This window comes from Aeoliella mucimassa (assembly GCF_007748035.1).
Classification (GTDB): Bacteria; Planctomycetota; Planctomycetia; order Pirellulales; family Lacipirellulaceae; genus Aeoliella; species Aeoliella mucimassa.
In genome coordinates this window covers 5,650,410-5,670,768 of the sequence record NZ_CP036278.1, presented here as the reverse complement: position 1 = coordinate 5,670,768, position 20,359 = coordinate 5,650,410, and the positions used below count along the sequence as shown (strand labels likewise).

12 protein-coding genes are annotated in these 20,359 nt (G+C 60.1%); 5 read left to right on the top strand and 7 right to left on the bottom strand.

The window, feature by feature from the left end; genetic code table 11:
- Positions 1–16 precede the first annotated feature (16 nt).
- Positions 17–1,324 carry a CehA/McbA family metallohydrolase domain-containing protein gene (locus Pan181_RS22275; RefSeq protein WP_145250380.1) on the top strand — a complete coding sequence of 436 codons (1,308 nt, stop codon included), beginning with the start codon at positions 17–19 and terminating at the stop codon, positions 1,322–1,324.
- Between the two features lie 6 nt (positions 1,325–1,330).
- Here Pan181_RS22275 and Pan181_RS22270 read toward each other — a convergent pair whose 3' ends face one another.
- The 3 genes from Pan181_RS22270 to Pan181_RS22260 all read right to left on the bottom strand — a co-directional run bounded on the left by Pan181_RS22270 (position 1,331) and on the right by Pan181_RS22260 (position 6,000).
- The gene (locus Pan181_RS22270; RefSeq protein ID WP_145250377.1) at positions 1,331–2,659 is read right to left on the bottom strand and encodes a PQQ-binding-like beta-propeller repeat protein; all 1,329 of its coding nucleotides are present in this window, start codon (positions 2,657–2,659) and stop codon (positions 1,331–1,333) included.
- A 128-nt stretch (positions 2,660–2,787) separates the two neighbouring features.
- Positions 2,788–3,444 (bottom strand): (d)CMP kinase, encoded by a 657-nt coding sequence (gene cmk / locus Pan181_RS22265; RefSeq protein WP_145250375.1) that lies wholly within the window; start codon positions 3,442–3,444, stop codon positions 2,788–2,790.
- Between the two features lie 27 nt (positions 3,445–3,471).
- A complete protein-coding gene (locus tag Pan181_RS22260; RefSeq protein WP_145250371.1) occupies positions 3,472–6,000 on the bottom strand; it encodes a polysaccharide deacetylase family protein in 2,529 nt (842 codons plus the stop codon).
- 303 nt (positions 6,001–6,303) lie between these two features.
- Here Pan181_RS22260 and pilM point away from each other — a divergent pair, with 303 nt between their 5' ends.
- From pilM to Pan181_RS26325, 3 genes are all read left to right on the top strand, one after another.
- Entirely contained in the window at positions 6,304–8,619 is a 2,316-nt protein-coding gene (gene pilM, locus Pan181_RS22255) for a pilus assembly protein PilM (protein ID WP_145250368.1), read from the top strand.
- Positions 8,620–8,703: 84 nt separating this feature from the next.
- Complete coding sequence (locus Pan181_RS26330) at positions 8,704–10,239, top strand: hypothetical protein (RefSeq protein ID WP_197529318.1); 1,536 nt, start codon at positions 8,704–8,706, stop codon at positions 10,237–10,239.
- 59 nt (positions 10,240–10,298) lie between these two features.
- The gene (locus tag Pan181_RS26325; RefSeq protein WP_197528600.1) at positions 10,299–12,461 is read left to right on the top strand and encodes a hypothetical protein; all 2,163 of its coding nucleotides are present in this window, start codon (positions 10,299–10,301) and stop codon (positions 12,459–12,461) included.
- A gap of 82 nt (positions 12,462–12,543) precedes the next feature.
- Here the strand turns inward: Pan181_RS26325 and uvrA are convergent, their stop codons facing one another.
- Both uvrA and Pan181_RS22225 read right to left on the bottom strand, forming a co-directional pair.
- Positions 12,544–15,318, bottom strand: a complete 2,775-nt coding sequence (gene uvrA, locus Pan181_RS22230; RefSeq protein WP_145252397.1) for an excinuclease ABC subunit UvrA — start codon at positions 15,316–15,318, stop codon at positions 12,544–12,546.
- A 114-nt stretch (positions 15,319–15,432) separates the two neighbouring features.
- Positions 15,433–16,287 (bottom strand): ribonuclease H-like domain-containing protein, encoded by an 855-nt coding sequence (locus tag Pan181_RS22225; RefSeq protein ID WP_197528598.1) that lies wholly within the window; start codon positions 16,285–16,287, stop codon positions 15,433–15,435.
- Between the two features lie 125 nt (positions 16,288–16,412).
- On the opposite strand from Pan181_RS22225, the gene Pan181_RS22220 reads away from it, so the two are divergent.
- Entirely contained in the window at positions 16,413–17,123 is a 711-nt protein-coding gene (locus tag Pan181_RS22220; protein ID WP_145250362.1) for a YcxB family protein, read from the top strand.
- On the opposite strand, the gene Pan181_RS22215 is transcribed toward Pan181_RS22220, so the two are convergent.
- The gene (locus Pan181_RS22215) at positions 17,120–17,704 is read right to left on the bottom strand and encodes a hypothetical protein (RefSeq protein WP_145250360.1); all 585 of its coding nucleotides are present in this window, start codon (positions 17,702–17,704) and stop codon (positions 17,120–17,122) included. The two genes, Pan181_RS22220 and Pan181_RS22215, sit on opposite strands and share 4 nt — an antisense overlap.
- 14 nt (positions 17,705–17,718) lie before the next feature.
- Entirely contained in the window at positions 17,719–20,139 is a 2,421-nt protein-coding gene (locus Pan181_RS22210; protein WP_145250357.1) for a DEAD/DEAH box helicase, read from the bottom strand.
- Between the last annotated feature and the right edge of the window lie 220 nt (positions 20,140–20,359).

Sequence of the window (20,359 nt, the reverse complement as noted above, 5' to 3'; positions counted from 1 at the left end):
CTTCCCGACACCCATCATGAATCGCCTTATTGCCCTCGCGTTCTTCGCCACGCTGATTGCCATTCCCACGATGACTCTCGCGCACGAGGGGGTCCGCCTGTCCGCCGAAGAGGGGCAGACCTGGTATCGAGGCAACATGCACACTCACTCGCACTGGAGCGACGGGGACGACTACCTGGAATCGATCGCACTCTGGTATCAGGAACATGATTATCAGTTCCTGGTGTTCACCGATCACAACGTGCTGGCGACCGTCGAGCGTTGGGTGCAGGTTGGCAAGACCAAGGGGGGACAGACCGCCTACAAGAAGCTGAAGCAGAACTTCCCCGAGTGGGTTGAAGAGCGCGTAGATGGCGACAAGCTGGAAGTGCGACTGCGTCAGTTCCCCGAAGTTGCCGCCCGATTCAATAAGCCGGGTGAGTACCTGCTGATTCAAGGCGAGGAGATCAGCGATCGGGCCGAGGGCAAGCCGATTCACATGAACGTGCACAACGTCGAGGAACTCATCGCCCCGCAAGGGGGACGCACGGTTTTCGAGACCATCGAGAACAACGTTCGGGCGGTGCAAGCGCAGCGCGAAGCGACTGGCAAGCCGATGTTCGTACACCTGAATCACCCGAACTTTGGCTTCGCGGTGACTGCTGAGCAGTTGATGCGTGTCCGCGGCGAGCGATTCTTCGAGGTCTACAACGGCCATCCCCACGTGGCCAACACCGGCGACGCCGAGCACCCCGGCACCGAGCGTATCTGGGACATCATTCTCGCCCAACGCATCGCCGCGCTCGATATGCCGATCATGTTCGGCCTGGCGGTCGACGACGGGCACAACTATCACAACATCCCGAGCCGAGCTAGCGAGCCTGGTCGCGGGTGGGTCGAAGTACTGGCCAAAGAGCTAACCCCCGAAGCTTTGATTGAGTCGCTCGAAGCGGGGCGGTTCTACTCTTCGTCGGGCGTGGCACTGAAACTCGTCGAATCGAGCGACAAACAACTGGTCGTTGAGGTCGAGGCCCAACCGGGCGAAGAGTACACCATCGAGTTCGTTGGTACTCGCGAGTCGGCCGACCTGACCGGCAAGCCGATTACCGATGACGAGGGCAAGCCGAAGCACATCACCTACACCTATAGCGACGCGATCGGCGAAACGCTTCAGACCAGCCAAGGCAACTCGGCCAGCTACACCTTCGCCGGCGACGAGCTTTACGTGCGGGCGCGGATCACCTCGTCGAAGCCGCACCCGAATCCATCGGAAGTCGGCGACTTCGAACAAGCCTGGACGCAACCGGTACGCGGACCGGCTGCGCCCAAGCATGAGCACGAGTAATCGGTGTTACTTCTTAAGATCGATGCAGACCACTTCTTTGTCGCTGCGAGCAATCACGCAACCATCGGCGAACGCCGGGTGAGTCCACAGCACGGTGCGGCCAAAGGCCTCGCCGGTGGGCTCGATGATCTTCGCCCGGCTGTGCACGGTGACGCCCTGCGGGGTGAGGTCGGCCACGATCAACTCGCCGAGTTCGTTGAACAGGAAGTAGTGTCCACTCTCAGGGTGGTTGACGATGAACGCGGTTCCGTGGCGAACCGAGCGTCCCGCATCCGGGCCGAGCAGGATTTCCTGGTTCTCCCACAACCGTTCTCCCGTCTCGGGATCGATGGCAATCAACTGGCTCGATTCGATATCGCAGCCATAGATCGCTTCCTTCGTGAAGTAGGGAGTCGAGTTCGAGCAGTAGACCGCTTCCCGCGACGAGTTCTCTTTCCAAATAATCCTGGGAGCATCGCTGGTGATGCTGTTGACCATCATCGATTCGCCGTACGAGCTGACAAACATCTGCTCGCCGAGCACGCGCGGCACGGCGATCGACATCCCGAACTTCGGGGCAATCGGCTTGGCCCAGACTTCACTGCCGGTTTTGGCATCGAGCACCGCGACGCCCGAGGGATGGAACGCGATGACGCACGACTTACCACCAAGCTGCATCGCAGCAGGCGAGGCGTAGCCAGGCTCGTTGGACGACAGTGTTTGCCAGGCAACTTCGCCGGTGGTTTTGTCGAACGCCACGATGGCGGAACCTTCTCCGCCAACCATGCAGTACACCAGGTCGTCGATCACCAGCGGGCTCGACGAGTGGCCCCAGATTGGGGTCTTGATGCCGAACTTGTCGAGGAAGTTCACGTGCCAGACCTGCTCTCCGTCGGCGGTCGTGCGACACACCAGATCGCCTTCGGCACCGAGCGTATAAACGTGATCTCCATCGACGCAGGGAGTCGCCCGCGGGCCGCTGGGGTACGAGATGTAATAGTCGACCGGCATCCCCTTGGTCCACGACACCTTGCCGGTGGCGAGGTCGATGCAGTGCAGGCGTTCGTTGCCCTTGAGGTTGATCGCTCGGCCCGCGTTGTTCACGATTTTGCCGTCGGTCACTTCGTAGTCGAACAAGTAGACCTTGCCGCCAGCTACGGCTGGGCCGGCGTAGCCGACTCCACAGGGGACTGTCCACTTGGGCGACAGATCGCCTTCGCTGAAGTCGGTACGGATTCCCTCGGCCTGCCAGTTGCTCGCCGATTGCGGCCCCAACCATTGCGGCCAATCCTCGGCCAGCACGGGCGTGGCGATTAGAAGTGCTGCTACGCAGAGCAGATTACAGAGTTTGGACATCGACGTTTGCTCCTGATTTTGAATGGCCCACCACGCTATGTCCCGGCATTGTGGACATGGAGGAGTGGAAAGTCAAAAACAGGGTAGAGCCCGCCGGAAATTCGACCACTGAAACAGGGGACGAATTGCTATTTTGCGACTCGGCGTTGCTGGACAATTTCGTACAACCGGTCGACCACTTCATCAGGCGACATGCCATCGGTGTTGAGCACCACCGCATCGGACGATTGAATCAGGGCTCCCACCGCGCGGGTGGTATCGCGTTCGTCCCGTTCCCGCTGCTTTTCCAGCACTTCTTCGAGGGTGACCTGCTCTCCGCGGGCGATGAGGTCGTGATAGCGTCGTTCGCCACGGGTCCGCTCGCTGGCAGTGAGAAAAACCTTGCACTCTGCGTCAGGAAACACCACCGAGCCTTGGTCGCGTCCCTCGGTCACGCATTCATGCCCCGCAGCGGCGGCACGTTGCTGATCGACCAGCAGCGCCCGAATGCCAGGGTGGTCGGCCGCGTAGCGGGTTGCCGAGGTAATGGCCTGGGTACGAATCGCCCGGGTGACGTCCTGGTCGTTCACGAGCACACTCTGATCGCCTAGTTCGATGCGCAACTGGGCGGCGACTTGCTCTAGCGCGTCGGCATCGGTCAGTTCGACTCCCTGCTCCAACGCGGCAAACACCACAGCCCGGTACATCGCACCAGTGTCCAGGAAGCGAAACCCGAGCCGGTTGGCAAGCGAGCGGGCCGCACTGCTTTTTCCGGCACCGGCGGGTCCATCGATGGTGACGATCATAGGAGGAACGACTCGAGGCTCGGGAGGCTAGTTAAGGTCGAACAACAGTTCGATTTCGGCAAACTCGTAGGCCGCCAGGTTCAAACGAACGCGACCATCGGCAAGTATCAACACCTGATCGGGCTCGCCACGAAAGTTGGTTTGCTGGGCAGCAACGATTGGCCGCCATGCCAACAGTTGCGTGTCGACGGCCCGCCCTGCTGTTTCCAGCAGTCGCAACCGAACGAGCAACTGATCCGCCTGAGGCTCCACGGCAAAGTGGGTGGCCAGCAAATTGCGGGCACCAAGGTGCAACCACCAACCGGTCGGCTGGCTCGGCTCGGCTGTCGGCAGCGTCAACCGCCAATCGGCAGCAGTGCGAGCAAACAGGGCCTTCGCCGGGTAGCGATTGTCCAGCCAGTAGCTTATGCCAGCTTCGACGTTTTCGCCAGCGGCCACAAGCAGTGTGGAATCCAGCATTCTTCCGCTATGGCGTCGATGTGCGAGCGGCCGATCACTGAGTACGGAGATTGGCATTTTGGACATTGCGATCCCCAATGCGGCGGTCGTGACCTTCGTGCGAACCGTCGAGAGATCGACCTCTCCCACGTTGCGAGTCATCGCGTAGTCTTGTTCGCGAACCGCAATGCGGCTGAGCAACGCACAGTTCGGTGGGCGGCTGCCTTGCGGTTGTAGTTCGACTTGCACGTCGATCGCCTGCGAGTGGGCTGCCAACGACGTGTACTGCGTGACTGCGGCCAAGGTCTGACCGTTGCGATCGACGATGCGCGAGTTGCTCACGTGCACGCCGAGGTAGTCGTCGGACTCGCCGACCTCCCAGCCATCGAAGGCCAGTTGCATGCCGGCCGCGATTCCCTGCGGACCGATCGGCACCAGCTGCAATTGCTGCGACAGGAAGTTGCCTCGCAGGTGATAGGGCCGCGAGGCCGAGATGCCGCCGGTCCGTTCGTCGAACACGACTTCCATCCACTCGTTTCGCAGCACGCCAGGTTCACAGCGAGCCGGCAATTGCCCCTCACCGCGGTTGGCGATCCACCGCCAGCCAAAAGCGGGTACCTCGGCGTCGCCGGAGTGCAGCACGACCGACGAAGCGTTGATGGTGAGCTGCCCCTTCGGATCGGTGTCGCTGCAGCCGAGCAGCTTGGCGTAGGCGGCTGCATCGTCCCCCTGCCCTCCCGCAACGCTTGCCAGGCACCGGAGTGGCTCGCCGTCGATGGTGGTCTCGGGCGACTCGCTCGCGTTGGGATACGATTCGACCGACATCGCCCCGCTGTAGTCGTTCGACGTGGTGACCTCAAAGTAGTTGTCGAGCGTCGTCGGGCGGCCGAGCAGCGGAGTGCGTTTGGCGACCTGCATCAGGTCGTCGTACCATTCGGTGCGATGGCCGGGCCAGCCAACCAGCAGCAGTGCGGCCGCTAGGTCGTAGTTCATGGCGTTCTGCATTTGAGTCGGCAATTGCAGCATGGTCGACGCGCGCCCCATATCGAGCGGCGTAGCCGCCAGGGCCTCGAGCGGCATGCCATCAAGACCAGTCCACGTGGTACGACTGCTGTAGCTATCCGGCATCGTCTGCCCACCAAAGCTGGCAAGCACCGCGGAGTGGTATCCCAGCTTTGCTAGCAACCCCGGCGCGAGTGGGGCGAGGGGATTCGCGTAGTGGGCAAACGTTGTGAGCGGCTTGCCAAGGTGCTGCTCGGCCACTTGCCGCGCGGCCAGTAGCTCGGCGAGTAAACTCTCGGCGCTATGCTCGGCCGGCGGTCGGTTGGTCATGGTACCACCGCACACCGACAGACGCTGCTCGTCGATCGCTTGCCGCAGGGCCGCTAAGGTTTGTGGCTCGCTAGCGCTGAGTTGTTCGAGCAACTCGCCGGTGATCAGCACGTTGTGCTTGGTTGCCTGGCGACAAAGCTGTTCGAGCGGCCCGCCCACGGTGCTCGGCGCGGTGAGCGATAAGTCGACCAGGTGGAAGTCGATGGGATAGTAGTGGTTGCGACTTTGCACCAGCTGGTCGTAGGCTTCAACCACTCGGGTGTCCATTAGCTCGGTATCGCCGGCTACTGCTGCATCGGCCGCGGCGATCACGGCCTCGGTCAGCTGCTGATCTCCTTCCGACCGGTTGTAGGCCATCCGCTGGGTGAGGAGCTCCATCTGCAGGTAGGCAAAACCGAGCGCGTAAAAGTCGGCCGCATAATCGGCCTCGGCGGACTGATCCCACTCGATTGGTAGGTTCTCGGCCAAATGCGAAATAACTTTTCGTCGACTAGCGTATTCTCGAATGCAGGGCACCTGCGGGGTGTCGCCAGGAGCCAGCTCGCCGTAGAGCGACTCGGGCACCACATCGGGCACGAGAATCAGCTCGCCCGGCTCGCGGTCACCTGCAGCCAGGGTGTCGATCGACACGGCAGCCGGCAAGGTTCGGGCCTGGGCCAGCAGGGTGGGATGCCACAGCGAGGTCCAGCAGGCCAGCAAATTTGCCGCCCGGGACTCGTCCAGCTCGGGGGAAATTTCGGCCAGCGAATCCCCCGGCACGGCCAGCGTTAGTTGACACAATTGCATGAACGGTAACGATTAAGGCAGGCGAAGCGGAAAAACACGGGAAAAAACGACCCCACGACCTTCGTGGCTGGCGAGTTTTCCTGGTACACAGCCCGTAACGATCGATTACAATAAAAATACAGCCTCAGGGCGGTCGCAAGCAAACGCAGGGCGGTTCTCGTTTGCCCACGCGACGTGCGCCTAGGCACTCCTCCCCTTTTGTACACGCGAAGACTACGGAACGTCGACCGCCCTCCGCCCTTCGGAACTCATCTGAAGCTAGCGGCCAGGTTCGGCTCGTCGGGAACAGAGGAATAAAAGAGTATGGCCAGAAGCGGCGCTGTTTGGGGCATTGATATCGGCAATTGCGCGTTAAAAGCGCTGCGATGCCGTCGCCACGAAAAAGACGACAACAAACTGGTGGTCGAGGCATTCGATTTTATCGAGTACCCCAAGATCCTCACCCAGCCTGAAGCCGATCGCGAAGCCTTGGTGGCCGAAGCGGTGGCGACGTTCGTTTCCCGCAACGAGATTGCGGGCGATCGGGTTGCGCTGTCGGTGCCTGGCCAAAGCGGCTTGTCGCGGTTCATTAAGTTGCCGCCGGTCGAGGCCAAGAAAATTCCCGACATGGTCAAGTACGAAGCGAAGGGCCAAATCCCCTTTGCTCTGGAAGACGTCGTGTGGGATTACCAACAGCTGGCTGGCAGCCAGGACGACGGTTACGCGCTCGATCCCGAGATCGGCCTGTTCGCCATGAAACGCGACCAGGTGCATCGCGCCATTCAACCACTGACCGAAGCTGGCCTCGAAGTCGATTGCATTCAGTTAGCTCCGCTCGCGATCTACAACTACGCGTGCTTCGATCGCATGAACAACATGGAGGATGCTCCTCCGTTTGATCCGGCCGATCCTCCCAAGAGCCTGCTGGTGCTTTCGTTCGGCACCGAAACAACCGACCTGGTCATCACCAATGGTTACCGGGTGTGGCAACGAAACATCCCGATCGGTGGTAGCCACTTCACTCGCGCGCTCACCAAAGAGCTGCAGCTCACCTTCACCAAGGCCGAGCACCTGAAGCGCAACGCTACGAAGGCCGAAGACCCGCGGGCGTTGTTCCAAGCCATGCGACCGGTGTTCAGCGATCTGGTCGCTGAAATCCAGCGGTCGATCGGCTTCTTCATGAACAACAACAAGAACGCTGAAATCGGCGACATCGTCGCCTTAGGCAATCCGATGCGGTTGCCTGGTCTGCAGCGGTTCCTGGCTCAGAATCTTGATCAGGAAGTCATCCTGCTCGAAGAGTTCCCCGGGCTCCTCGGTGGCAGCGTCACAGCGGCTCCGCAGTTCCAGTCGAACCATTTGAGCTTCGCCGAAGCGTACGGTCTGTGTGTGCAGGGACTTGGGCTCGGGCAGTTGCAAACCAACTTGCTGCCGGAAGAGATCGTCACCGAGCGGCTGATCAAGGGCAAAAAGCCTTGGACGGTTGCTGCCGCGGCGGTGCTGATGCTGGGGTTCACCGTGAACTACTACAGCCATTACGCCACCTACGCAACAGCCGACGTCAAAGACTCGGGCATGAGCCAGGCGATCAGCAAGGCCAGCTCGGTCGAATCGAAGGCGAATAACTTCTCCAGCGAGCATAGCAGCCTGGTCGCGAAGTACGACGAACTGAAAGAAATTCGCAGCAGCCTGCGGAGCAACGACGATGGTCGCGTGCTCTGGCTCGAATTGCTCAAGGCGATCAAGTCGGCGTTGCCACAGGATCCCCGTCCCGCCGAAGAACGCAAGATGACCGCACTGGACGTTCGGGAGCGTCCTGAACTGCATATCGAAACCCTGGACTGCGAGTACTTCCAGGACGTTGGCACCTGGTACACCAGCGTCGAGCGTTCGGTGAAGGAAGCGTCCAAGATCAAGTCGTTCGATAACACACCAGCCCCAGCAGCTGGCGAAGAAGCTGCCGAAGGCGACGAAGCCCCAACAGCTGACGAAGCCGCACCAGCGACTCCTGAAGATGCCGAACTCGCCGAGCAGGATGCAGCCGACCAGGAGACACTTGCCGAAGACACCCTCGAAGATCTCGGGCAAGGCGAGGGGGAAGCGGAGTTTGTTCCCCCGACCGGCGAAGGTTGGATTATCCAGATCACCGGCTATCACTTCCACAATAGCGATATCAACAACCCCAGCGAGTTCGAAGAACGTGGGCTCGCCGAAGCAGGACAGTTTGTCCGACAGACACTCATCAAGAACCTTCGCGAAGGGAGCGTGATGCTGCCGACGAGAGATGGTGAGATGAAAGAGTACTCGATGGAAAAGCTCGGCATCCAAATTCCGGTGATGATCAGCAACTACCGCCCAGTGCAGGTAACTTACGATCCTAATGCTGCGGACGCCGAGGAGGCACAGCGCAACTGGTCGGCCTATCAGCAAGGCAATGCCGAAGGTGGCCTCGGCGGCCTAGGTGGGTTCAACGGACGCACCCCTGCGGGCGGTGCGAACGCCACGGTCAGCACACCGCCACCCGAGCATTGGAAACTTCGTAAGTACGAGTTCGAGGTTCAGTTCATCTGGCAACCGCAACCTCGCTCCGAACGAGATAATGACCCACAGGAATCCGTTAGCGACGACATGCTGCCATAGCCATCGCTGGTTTAGCGGTGCCGACTGGCATGTCTCTAACACACCAATAAATACTATTGCCCCGTTGCGGGAGAGATTTTTCGGATGGAACAATTACGCGTAGCATTGGCCTGGTTAACGAAGTACCACTTCTGGTTGCTTTCGGTACTCGTCATTGGAATCTGTTCGCTCGTGTGGTGGATGGGAGCGTCGGCTTTGGATGAAGAGAAAGCTACTGCCCTCAAGACCATCGATGGCGCCTTTAGCAAACAACAAACGCTCATAGGTCGAGCGTACCATCCCAGCGAAGACGTCAACCGCAAGCAAAAAGAACAGATTACTGAGCTTGCGGCCGAAACTCGTACGATCTGGAACGAGCTGTACGAACGCCAGCGCAAAGAAGTGCTAAAGTGGCCCGATCAGTTACCAAGATCATTCAGAGTAGCAGTGGAGAACAAGCAGTTCGGCGACGAAATCGATCAAGGTAACCGCGAAAAATACGGCACCTATATCCGCGGCCGCTTTAAAGACCTTCCGAAAATCATCAATGCCAACGAACTCGACGAGTCGGAACTCACCGGCGGCGGTGGTGGCGGTGGATTTGGCGGTGGTCGTGGTGGTGAATTCGGCGGCGGTGGAGGTCGTGGTGGATTCGGCGGTTTCGGCGCCGGTGGCGAAGTCGACGAAAACGGCAACCCGGTCGAAGTCGATTACACCGTGTACTGGTCGCCCGAAGATCAACAGCGGATCGCTGCAGACCTCGACTGGCAAACTACCCAGTCGTACTGGCGCATCTGGGTGACCCAGGAAGATCTCTGGGTCTACGAAGCCATGCTACGTGCTGTTGCAGCGACCAACGAAGCAAAAGGTTCCGACCGCATGAGCAGTGCGGCCATTCCGCAGATTATCGCTCTGGAAGTCGGCCGCGACGCGGCCCAAGAAAGCCGCACCTCGGGGCGCATTAAGATGTTGGCTCCCGCTGGTGGTGGACTTGGTAGCATGGAAGGCGGAATGGACGCCATGGGAGGCCGTGGCGGCGAATTCCAAGATCCCGGCGCGGGTGGAGGTGGCGAGTTCGATCAATTCGGCGGTGGTGGTCGCGGTGGCGAGTTCGGTGCCGGCGAAGCCGACTCCAACGATCCCGCTCAAGAAAAAGCCATTCGCTTGTCGGGACGCTACATCGATGCGGAAGGCAAACCGATTTCCGTTCCTCCTGGCGAGGAACCATTGGACCCCAGCATCTTTGGCCAAGAACTCAAGCGACTCCCCATCCATATGGAACTCCAGATGGACACGCGTTGGTTGCCAATGCTTATCACGCATCTGGCCAACGCTGACCTGCAAATCCAAATCACCGAGGTTCGCGTCGGCGTAACCGGCGAAAGCTCTGGCGGCGGATTCGGCGGCGGTCGCGGTGGTGAGTTCGGCGGCGGCGGTGGTCGCGGTGGCGAGTTCGGCGGTGGATTCGGCGGCTTCGGCGGCGGCGATGGTTCCATCCTCGCGTTCAATCGCAAGCCCTACATGAAGCCAGTCATCCTGCAGGGAATCGTGCTGATCTTCAATCCGCCTGACGATGCGATTCTGAACGTCGACGATGGCTCCGGCGATGACTCAATGAACCTGAATATGACCTCGCTATAAACAAGCAGTCCTCAACATAAACCAATAGTCGAATCCCGACTTTATCAGGAGAACGTACGATGAAGGGCAAAGGTAACGGACTTGCTGCCATCAAAAGACTAGCACTACAGCACGGCGAGAAAGTCGTGATGGTTCTGGTAGTCCTTTTAGCCGGTTGGTTGGTATACGCGACGCTCAGTCACGAATCGCTGCCGCAAGATAAGAGCGCTCAGAAACTGGTCGAGAAAGCGAATCAGTTGGATTCGACGGTCACCAATTACACATGGCAACAGGCGGTGTCGGATTCTCCCAGCGATCTCCGCATCCATGAAGAGATGCAATCGGCCGGTAACGTTGAGATTGCCTCCGAACCGTACTTCGATCCGACCGCGCCTGGCATCGATTCTGCTATGGTCGAACCGATTGAACTTCGCAAGGATCCCAAGCTGCTGCCAGTCGCTGATTTTGAATTGAACGCAGTAACGGGATTGTTCGCCTTTAACGACCCCGATCGCGTGAGAGAACTCGAGCGGCAACGTCAGCTCGACGAAGCCGAACGCATGCGTGAACAGGAAGAAAATCAAAACCGCATGGCCGAAAACCAACCCGGCGGCGGTGGTGGCCGCGGGGGGCGTGGTGGCCGCGGCGTAGGCGACTTTGGCGGCGGCCGCGGGGGTGAATTCGGCGGCGGCTTTGGCGGTGTGACCGACATGACCGACAAACGCCCAGTGCCTTTCCAGATTCCTCGCGCTGGTGTCGAAATCAGCGGCGAAGAACGCATTCGCCAGCTTTCTTGTGCGGTCGTGTTGGCGAAGGTCCCGTTGCCTGAGCAACTCAAGGAGTACAAGAAAGCCTTGGCCAACACCAAGAGCTATGAGCCAACCAGCGACTTCCCTCAATACCTTGGTTACTTTGTCGAACGTGCCGAAGTGACAGACGAGGGAGAACTGCAATGGAGTGCCGTGAAGTTCCCCAACGGTATGTATGATGGTCGCACCGAACGCAGTCGCACCGTATCAGCGGTGTCGACCGAGGCGATCGACAAGATCACCTTCAACTGGGCCGGCGGTATGGAGGATGTGTACGATCCCCGCTATGGCTACGAATCGCTAACGATGCCGCTCGCACCGCTGGTCGGTCGTAGTTGGGATGCAATGGCCTACATGAGCGAAGTTCCATTGGCCTCGGAAGCCGAAGCCGAAATGGAGCGTGAAGCGGTCCAGCCTGAAGAGGGCGCCGCTCCTGTCGAGAACGACGGGATGGACCTGTTTGGTGGTCCCGACAACGGCATGATGGGCGGCGGTCGCGGTGGTGAGTTCGGCGGTCGCGGCGGCGAATTTGGCGGCCGTGGTGGCGAGTTCGGTGGCCGCGGTGGCGGTGGATTCAGTGGCCGTGGTGGCGGATTCGGTGGTCGCGGCGGCGAGTTCGGCGGCGAAGGCGGCATGGGTGGTCGCGGCGGCGGTGGATTCAGTGGCGGCCGTGGTGGCGGCATGGGTGGCTCCGTTGGCCGTGCTGGCAACAACCTGAAGTTCAATGAACAGGGCGAACTGGAAGTGGAAGTCCCCTTCCTGATGCTCCGGTTCTTCGACATGAGCGTGCAACCTGGCAAGAGCTACAAGTATCGCGTCCGCCTGGTGATGGCCGATCCGAATTACCAACAGCGCCGCGATAACCTCGATCCCACGGTTGTTGCTCGCAATCCCAAGAAGAACATCCTGGGCGACTGGAGCGATGCCAGTCCCACGATCGCGATTCCCTCGGCTGGTCGAGTTCGCGTGGCCGATGCCGATCCGCTGCGTGATTCCGCTTACTCGGAACCTCAAGTGCAAATGCTGGTCGAAGCGTTCGACATCGACGAACGTGGCAACGCCCGCCAAGCTGCACTGGAATTGGAAGACGTGCGTCGCGGTACAGTCATGAATTACCATGGCGAAATCGAAATGCTGGTCGACCAAGGTCGCTTCATCAAGAAGGTGGAAGACTTTACCATCGACACCGGCATCGTCGTGCTCGACCTCGACGGCGGCCAGAAGCTGTCGCGCGATATGATGGAGCCAACCCACGCGTTGCTGATGGATACAACCGGTCGGATGTACCTGCGGGACGAACTGGACGATGAAATGGAAGTGGCCATTCACCGAGCCATCTTTGCCGAACCCGATCGTCGAGATCCTGGCTTTGGTCCGGGCGGTGGTCGCGACGGCGGCCGTGGCGGTGAGTTCGGCGGCGGCTTCGAGTTCTAAGCCCAAATCTCCGGACTTCAATTAATGCAATTCACTCCCGCTGCTCCACTTCAGGAGTAGCGGGAGTTTTTTTATGCGCGGACTAGAGATGATTGCGGAGCCAGCGCCCGGTGTGGCTCTCTTCGCAATCCGCAATCTCGGCAGCCGGGCCGGTGTAGATCACCTGGCCGCCATCGGAGCCACCGTCGGGACCGAGGTCGATAATCCAGTCGGCCGAACGCATGACCGAGGTTTGATGTTCGATCACCACGACCGTATTGCCCGCATCCACGAGTTGGTGAAGCACGCTCAGCAGCTGCTCCACATTGTAGGGATGAAGCCCAGTGGTCGGCTCGTCCAAAATGTAAAGCGTGTGCCCCGAAGTGGGCCGCCCTAACTCGGTGGCCAGCTTAATGCGTTGGGCTTCGCCGCCCGACAGGGTAGTCGACGGTTGCCCCAGCGGCAGGTAATCGAGTCCGACGTCCACGAGCGCCTGCAGAATGCGTTTGACGCTCGCGAAGTTGGTAAAGAACTCCACCGCTTCGCCGATCGACAACGCGAGCACATCGGCAATCGACTTGTCGCGATAGGTCACACGTAAGGTTTCGCGGTTGAACCGCGCGCCATGACATACGGGGCACTCGATGAACAAGTCGGGCAGGAAGTTCATCTCCACCTTCTTGAGCCCTTGCCCTTGGCACTCCTCGCAACGTCCCCCTTGCACGTTGAAGCTGAAGCGGCCAGTCTTCCACCCCCGCTGGCGTGCGAGCTTGGTGCCGGCAAAGATCTTGCGAATGTCGTCGAAAATACCCGTGTAGGTCGCTGCGTTGCTACGGGGCGTACGACCAATCGGCGACTGATCGACCAGCACCGCCCGATCGAGGGCCGCGGTGCCGCGGAGCGAACGGAACGGCCCCGGCTTGGCGACCGCACCGTGCAGTTGCCTTGCGAGTTGGCGGGCAAGGGTTTCGATCACGAGCGAGCTCTTGCCACTGCCGCTCACGCCGGTCACGCAAGTGAACAGGCCAAGGGGGATGTCGAGCGTCGCGTCTTTCAAGTTGTGTAGCGTGGCTCCTTCGAGCACCAATCGTTTGGTTTTGAGTGCCTTGCGCGGAGTACGGATCTCGGTCGACTGGTTGTTCGAAAGGTACCGCCCAGTAAGCGACTTCTCGCACTCGGCGACTTCGGTCGGAGTACCAGTAGCGACGATGTGCCCGCCAGCCCGCCCGGCCCCAGGACCACAGTCCACCAGGTAGTCGGCCTCACGCATGAAGGCTTCTTCGTGCTCGACCACAATCACCGAGTTACCCTGCTGCTGCAGTTCACGCAAGGTTTCGATCAATCGGCCGTTGTCGCGCGGGTGCAGACCGATAGAAGGCTCGTCGAGCAGGTACATCACGCCGACCAGGCCGGAACCAATGGCCGAGGCGAGCCGCACCCGCTGCAGTTCCCCACCACTAAGGGTGTCGGCCCGGCGGGCAAGGGTCAAATATCCCACGCCGGCTTTCTCGAGGAACTTCAAGCGATGCTGAATCTCGCGTACGAGCGGGGTGGCAATCGGTTGCCGCTCGACGTCGAACTCCACGGTTTCGAAAAACTTGCGCGTCGCGGCAATCGTGAGCGAAGTCAGCTCTTCGATGGCGAGCCCACCAACGCGACTCGTGCGCGCAGCCGGCCCCAGACGCGACCCGTTGCAGTCGGCGCAAACAACCTCGCCGCGAAACTCGGAGAGGTGAGCCCGACGTTTATCTGACTTGGTGCCTGCCCACTCGATTTCGAGTTCGAGCAGCAGTCCATGGAATTTTTTGCCGTCGCCGGTCAGCAGCTTTTGCCGCTTCTCCTCCGACCACGACTCGAGCGGTTGGTCCCAATCGAATGCTTCGAGCAGCTTGCGGTGCTTCTGCTGGCGGGTCTTTGAATCCCCCCGCCAGGGAGCAATCGCCCCGCCGGAGAGCGACATCGTCAGGTCGGGTAGCACCATTTCAGGGTCAAAGCCTTCGTTGACTCCCAACCCTCCACACTCGGCGCAGGCCCCGTAGGGGCTGTTAAAACTAAAGGTCCGCGGCTCAACCTCGGCGACACTCGTACCACACCGATGGCAAGCAAAGTGGGTGCTGAAAACCCGTTCTTTCCAGACGTCGGACTTCTCGCCATTCTCACGAATCTGATAGACGATCTCGAGCACCCCGTCGCCATGCTTCAGGGCCAGCCGCACCGACTCAGCGAGTCGATTCTCGATGCCTTCGCGAATCACGATGCGATCGACCACGGCCGAGATGTCGTGTATCTTACGGGCACCCAGCTCTGGCACCTCATCGATGGGATAGGTTACGCCATCGATCCGTACGCGAGCAAAGCCAGCTTTGCGGGCAGAGTCGAGCACTTCGGAGTGCTTGCCTTTCCGCCCGCGAACCAAAGGGGCGACGATCATCACCCTCGCGTCCATAGGCATCGCACCGATCGACTCTTCGATTTCGGCCGGGCTCTGCTGTTCGATCACGGTACCACACTCCGCACACGCGAGGGTGCCGGCGCGACTAAAGAGCACGCGGAGGTGATCGTACACCTCGGTCACTGTGCCCACGGTGCTACGAGCGTTGTGGCTGCCGACACTCTGGTCGACCGCTACCGCTGGTTGCAGGCCTTCAATCGAGTCGACATCGGGGCGCTCGAGCTGATCGAAAAACTGCCGCGTGTAAACGCTCAGCGAGTCGATGTACTGCCGCTGCCCTTCGGCTAGCAGCGTGTCGAATGCTAGCGAACTTTTGCCACTGCCGCTCACGCCAGTGATGACCACCAGCTGATTGCGTGGGATGTCGACGTCGATATTCGCCAGATTGTGCGTGCGGGCCCCACGAATGCGGATATGGCCGTTCATGCTGGCAGAGCTAGGAGGCATCGCGGAATGGGGTTACACGGTGGTCGCCTGGAAGTAGAAAACGAATCCAGCAGTGTACCGCGCCAGAGGGGTCGGTGCAAAGTAAGGCCAGCGCTAGCCTGCTAGCCGCATGGCGACATCGACCAGGGTCACCAGGTCCATGCCATTATGGTAGAGCACCTGATCCATCTCGCCGGTGTGCCCGGTTTGCACGTAATGATCGTAGGCGGCTGGAATCTGGTGCCCGGGAATATCGCCAGTGCGGCTCCGGCGGCAAATCATCCGCTCGATGGTCTGCAGCTTGCAATCGGGTAGAGTTGCTTTCCACCGCCGGCGAGCGTGGTGCAGCACGTCGTAGTGCACCAGTTCGGGCAGCGGCCGGGTGCGATGCAACAGATAGCGGTGCCAGCGGTCGCTCACCATCGGCCAGTCGAAGCTCTTGCCGTTGAACGTCACCAGCGTGTCGACTTCGCTCAACCGGTCGGCCAGCGAGCCGAGCACCGCCGGCTCTTCGGCATAGTTGCGGGCGAACAACAACTCCACCAGCAATTGTTCCCCGACTTGCCTTGCGAGGCCAACGAGAAACAGCGCCGATCCGCTGAGTCCACAAGTCTCTAAGTCGAGCGCGAGAAACCGCGAGGGGAACGCTCCGAGAAAGCTGCCTTGCTCGTTGGCCAAGTCGGCTGCGGAAACGAGCTGGGCATGGCGGGCGGTGAGCAGCTCGTCGCCATCGGCCCAAACTTCGCTCAGGGGAATCTCCACCAGCAAGTGCGACCCTAACGCGTTCTCCACGACCCTGCCCCGCGCGTGCAAACCATGAAGCGCCGTTTGCTGCCTGGCAACAGGCTTAGGCCTGGCCACACGCGGCACCTGCGGCGCGATCGGCGCAGTGCGGGTACGCTGCGCCTCGGCAGGCAAGGCCGAGCGATTGAGCGCTTCGAGGCGGCGGCGAAGGGAGTCATCAAGCATGCCATAGATTCTACATTTCCCTGCGAAAATCAGGAACCACAACCTCCCAGGTCCCCCATCGCTTTCGGGTAACATCCGTTTCGCTGGCCGCTATTCGGTGATACCGCCAAGCATGCTTCCCGTTCGTGCAGCATGCCGCTGTAGTTGGTACACTGAATGCGATCGAACTCTCCACGCATCGCACTTCGAGTCTGGCCATGGCAAGCGAAAACCCGTACGCTTCTCCCGCGATGACTACCGACGTAGTCCGGGAGGTTCCGCAGCTCGAACCACCGCAATCGATCACTTATCAGTTGACCGATGGAGAAGCCCGGGAGATTACGAATTATCTGAGCTTCAACAATACTGCGTACGAGCGCTATCTAAAAAAGCGGCAACGGCGTTTCTATTGGATGGGAGCCATTGGTGCAGTAGCTGCCTCGTGCATGGGGATTGCGGGGGACGAGTTTCGCCCGCTGTTCCTGGCAGCGGTAACCTATTCCGCGTTGCTCTTCTTTGCTGGTTATCGCCTGCCAGCGAGGGCGAGAAAAGGCGCAGCGAAGCTGGCCTTGGAGATGCAAGCCGATGACAAATTCGGTTGGATGGATCAGCAGCTTTGTGTCACCCTCGAGGAAGGTGGCGTACATATCGAGGAAGACAACGGCTATCGCTTCCGCAGATGGACACGCATAGATCGCCTCGAAACCTCCGGTGGGGTGCTCTACTTGTTCTTCGATGCGAATAGTGCGATGCCGGTTCCGAGCCGAGCGTTCTACGACGAAGCCGCCTTTCTAGCCTTCCGCCAGTTGGCCGCACAGCTATTGCAGAAAGCCCAAGGCGAACCGACCGCCCGTTAACGAGCGAACATCGCTTCATCCCGTTCGCTACGCAAGCGAGCCTCGAGCCATTCTTCCACCTTGGCCACGGTGGGGAATCGCGACAGGATGCAGAGCATAAGCAGAGCCGCGATTACCAGCGAGTAAAGTTGCCCTTCAAGCATGTAAGCGATCAGGTTGAAGAACGCAGCACCTTCAAACAAAGCGCAACCGACGATCAACGTTGACTGGTAAGTTCCAATCGTTGCCGGCGAGCGCGCGGCAATGACTTGCGGCACGATAAAACCGAGCACCGTGGCGATCATGGCAAAGCCGATCGCAAGGTAAGCGATGAAGGGGCCCCATTGCTCTTGCTCGTCGGCGGGGAGTTCGTTGCCCGGTGCTGCAAGCTCCCCATCAACCGCTTCGCCATTTTCGCCGGCCGGTTGCTCCAAGGGTTCTTCCAGCGTCGGCGGGTTGATGGCGACCTCTGGCTGCTGATCAGTGAGCCCTAAGCCGATCACGACCACGCCGAAAGTGAAGATACCCATGGCAAGTGCAAGCACGATGATTTGCATCGCACGCACCTGATTGGCCAACGAATCGCGGTCGATAGAATCCATCGAGGGGTTCTCCTCTATTGAGTGTCGATCATGGTGGTAGCCAATGGCTCTGCTGCGGTAGTGTCGCAACCCAGCAATAGCTCGAGTAGCCGACGAGTCGCCTGTTTATTCGGAATGGGATGACCACGCGTGAGGTCGGGATCGCTGTGGATCGCCGGGCGAAGGTTCGGCAGGCCGACGCAACTGGGACATCCATCGTCGCACGGGCAGTCGGCCACCATCTCGAGGCAAATCTCCAGCAGCCGCAGAATGTGGTCGAATCCCTTCTGACAATAGCCTAGCCCACCAGGATAGCGGTCGTACAGAATCATGCTCGAACGGCCAAGATTTTTGGCGTCGACCACACCGCCGAGGTCGCGGCTATCGCACATGGCCACCAGTGGTAACGCAACCACCGCCAGATTTCGCATGCCGCATACGCCCTCGCTCGCCCGCAGCCCTTCGCCTTTGAGGGTCGCCCGCACCGCATCGTTGGGAGTAACCCAGGTACCGGTAGTCGCCAGATTCTGTGCGGGGATATCGACTGGGCCGAGGCCAATGTTCTCGCGGGTTTCGAATTTGATCTTCTTGAACGCGACGGTTTGCCACGACACGTCGAGTTCGCCATAGCCGACTTCGCCATGGATCTGCGAACCGCACTCGTCGCGTTTACTAGTGATCAGCACATTGCTTTCCAGCACCGCCTGAGTGTAATAGTCGGTCTCTCGTCGTTCGACATAAGCGACCTTGCCGTTCAAGTCGAGTTCCCTCACCAGGAAGGTATCGCCGCCATGCAGGTAGACCGCTTCGGGATAGACCAACTCGGGAGCACTAATCGCATCGACATTGGCAATCACCTCGTGCCCCTGCTCCACCAACGGCGGCGAACCACTCGTGTAGAGATCGCGCGAGATCCGCTGATGCTTGATACACACGATGCTGAAGGTGTTGTCGCTCATGTGACGCAGGCTCACCCCAACCGCAGGGTTCTGCCCCCCGGGGCAAAAGTATTGCTCTTCGACTTGCGTCAGTTGATTTTCATCACGAAGCACCTCGGCGATCGGTTCAGCGAGCGGGCCGAAGAGCTGCAGGTCCTCGGCGGTCAAAGGCAACTCAAAAGCAGCCGCCTTCAAGTGCTTGGCAAGCACATACGGATTGTTGGCATCCACCACCGCATGCTCCGGCGATTGAGCAAAGAAGTACTGCGGATGTCGCAGCAGGTACTGATCGACCGGTTCGTTGCCAGCCAAGAGCACCGCCAAGCTGTCGTCGGCCCGACGACCACTACGGCCTGCTTGCTGCCAGCAACTGGCGATCGTTCCGGGGTATCCCACCAGAATGGCAACGTCGAGCGAGCCGATGTCGATGCCAAGCTCCAGCGCGTTGGTGGTTGCAACGCCACGCAAGCGACCAGCGAATAAGTCTTGCTCCATCTCGCGACGTTCGTTGGGCAGGTAACCACCTCGGTAGGCTCGCACTTGCTCGGCCAGCGGCGAGTGCCGCGTTTCCAGCTCGCGTTTTGCGTAGCGATGCACCAACTCGGCCGCTTGACGAGTGCGAGTGAATGCCAGGGCCTGGCCGCCGGCTTCCATCGACTCGGTGAGCCAACTCACCGCATCGTCGTTCGCACTTCGGCGGGCCAGGGCGTCGGTCCCCAGTGGCATGGGATTCCACAAGGCAAAGAACTTGCGCCCCCGCGGCGAACCATCGTTATCGATCACCTGCACGTCGCGTCCCAAGAGGTCGCTCACCAGTTCGCCAGGATTAGCGATCGTTGCGCTGGCCGAAAGGTAAACGGGATTCGAACCATAGTGCCGACAGATTCGGTCGATTCGTCGCAGCACCGCGGCCACGTGGGCGCCGAGAATACCGCGGTAGGTATGCACCTCGTCAATGACGATGTACCGCAAGTCGGCGAACAGCGTTGCCCACTTGGGATGGTACGGCAAGATGCCTGCATGCAGCATGTCGGGGTTGGTTAGCACCAAGTTGGCTTCGTTACGAATGCGCCGCCGCTGGGCGGTGGGGGTGTCGCCGTCGTACACACCAGGGCGGACCCTCGCGGCCATCGCCTGATCGCCTTGCACGAGCGACAGCAGTCCCTTGAGCTGATCTTGTGCCAGGGCCTTGGTGGGAAACAAATAGAGCGCCCGCGCGTCGAAGTCGTTGGTCACCGCTTCGAGAATCGGCAGGTTGTAGCACAAAGTCTTGCCGCTAGCGGTGCCGGTGACCACCACCATGTCGCGATCGTTGCGGGCGGCTTCGAGCGATTCCACCTGGTGTGTGTAGAGCGACTCGATGCCATGGCGATCCAGCAGCGACGCAACCAGCGGCGACAACGGTTTACTGGGCTCGGCGTATTGCCCCTCGCGGGCGGGGAGATGCTCGAGGTGTTCGAGTTGCCCCGCGTAGTCTCGACGGCTTTGCATCCGCTCGAGCAATTTTTCAACATCCATGGCAGCTTTCCTGGCCTTGATAATCGGTTGCTCCCTCCCGCACTCGATACTGCACAAGCGTCAACCTTAACATGGGGACGCCAGCATCGGCAAGGTCGGGAGATCGCCAGACTCGATGGCCCCCACAGGGAGCCAAAGTGTCTATTCCCCCTATTCGCCCGACTTGCACTCACCTTGCTCGAAATTCGCCGAATCTGTAGAAGCAGTGGTCGAAACTCCC

Coding starts and splice junctions, on each gene's coding strand:
- Pan181_RS22215 (WP_145250360.1), bottom strand. CDS start 17,704: ATGGATTCTATCGACCGCGATTCGTTGGCCAATCAGGTGCGTGCGATG.
- Pan181_RS22210 (WP_145250357.1), bottom strand. CDS start 20,139: ATGGATGTTGAAAAATTGCTCGAGCGGATGCAAAGCCGTCGAGACTAC.
- cmk (WP_145250375.1), bottom strand. CDS start 3,444: ATGATCGTCACCATCGATGGACCCGCCGGTGCCGGAAAAAGCAGTGCG.
- uvrA (WP_145252397.1), bottom strand. CDS start 15,318: ATGAACGGCCATATCCGCATTCGTGGGGCCCGCACGCACAATCTGGCG.
- pilM (WP_145250368.1), top strand. CDS start 6,304: ATGGCCAGAAGCGGCGCTGTTTGGGGCATTGATATCGGCAATTGCGCG.
- Pan181_RS26330 (WP_197529318.1), top strand. CDS start 8,704: ATGGAACAATTACGCGTAGCATTGGCCTGGTTAACGAAGTACCACTTC.
- Pan181_RS22225 (WP_197528598.1), bottom strand. CDS start 16,287: ATGCTTGATGACTCCCTTCGCCGCCGCCTCGAAGCGCTCAATCGCTCG.
- Pan181_RS22275 (WP_145250380.1), top strand. CDS start 17: ATGAATCGCCTTATTGCCCTCGCGTTCTTCGCCACGCTGATTGCCATT.
- Pan181_RS26325 (WP_197528600.1), top strand. CDS start 10,299: ATGAAGGGCAAAGGTAACGGACTTGCTGCCATCAAAAGACTAGCACTA.
- Pan181_RS22270 (WP_145250377.1), bottom strand. CDS start 2,659: ATGTCCAAACTCTGTAATCTGCTCTGCGTAGCAGCACTTCTAATCGCC.
- Pan181_RS22260 (WP_145250371.1), bottom strand. CDS start 6,000: ATGCAATTGTGTCAACTAACGCTGGCCGTGCCGGGGGATTCGCTGGCC.